This is a genomic window from Streptomyces odontomachi (assembly GCF_024435355.1).
Lineage (GTDB): Bacteria > Actinomycetota > Actinomycetes > Streptomycetales > Streptomycetaceae > Streptomyces > Streptomyces odontomachi.
The window spans coordinates 1-561 of the sequence record NZ_JAMJWG010000095.1 but is presented as its reverse complement, the minus strand read 5'-3'; the positions used below and the strand labels follow the sequence as shown (position 1 = coordinate 561).

The window sequence follows — 561 nt, the reverse complement described above, 5'->3', positions numbered from 1 at the left end:
CGAGGGCGAGGCCCTGTCCACCCTGGTGGTCAACAAGATCCGCGGCACCTTCAAGTCCGTCGCCGTCAAGGCCCCGGGCTTCGGTGACCGCCGCAAGGCCATGCTCGGCGACATCGCCATCCTCACCGGCGGTGAGGTCATCTCCGAGGAGGTCGGCCTCAAGCTGGAGAACGCCGGCATCGACCTGCTGGGCAGCGCCCGCAAGGTGGTCATCACCAAGGACGAGACGACCATCGTCGACGGCAACGGCTCGAGCGACCAGGTGCAGGGTCGGGTCAACCAGATCCGTGCCGAGATCGAGAACTCCGACTCCGACTACGACCGCGAGAAGCTCCAGGAGCGGCTGGCCAAGCTCGCCGGTGGTGTGGCGGTCATCAAGGCCGGTGCCGCCACCGAGGTGGAGCTCAAGGAGCGCAAGCACCGCATCGAGGACGCCGTTCGCAACGCGAAGGCCGCCGTCGAGGAGGGCATCGTCGCCGGTGGTGGCGTGGCCCTGCTCCAGGCCACCTCGGTCTTCGAGAAGCTGGAGCTGGAGGGCGACGAGGCGACCGGTGCCCAGGC

Annotated in this window: 1 protein-coding gene; it reads left to right on the top strand. The window is 68.4% G+C overall.

Annotated features, from left to right (window positions below):
• Positions 1 to 561 (top strand): TCP-1/cpn60 chaperonin family protein (locus NQO67_RS43530; protein WP_305127005.1); only part of this gene is annotated, 561 nt, incomplete at both ends.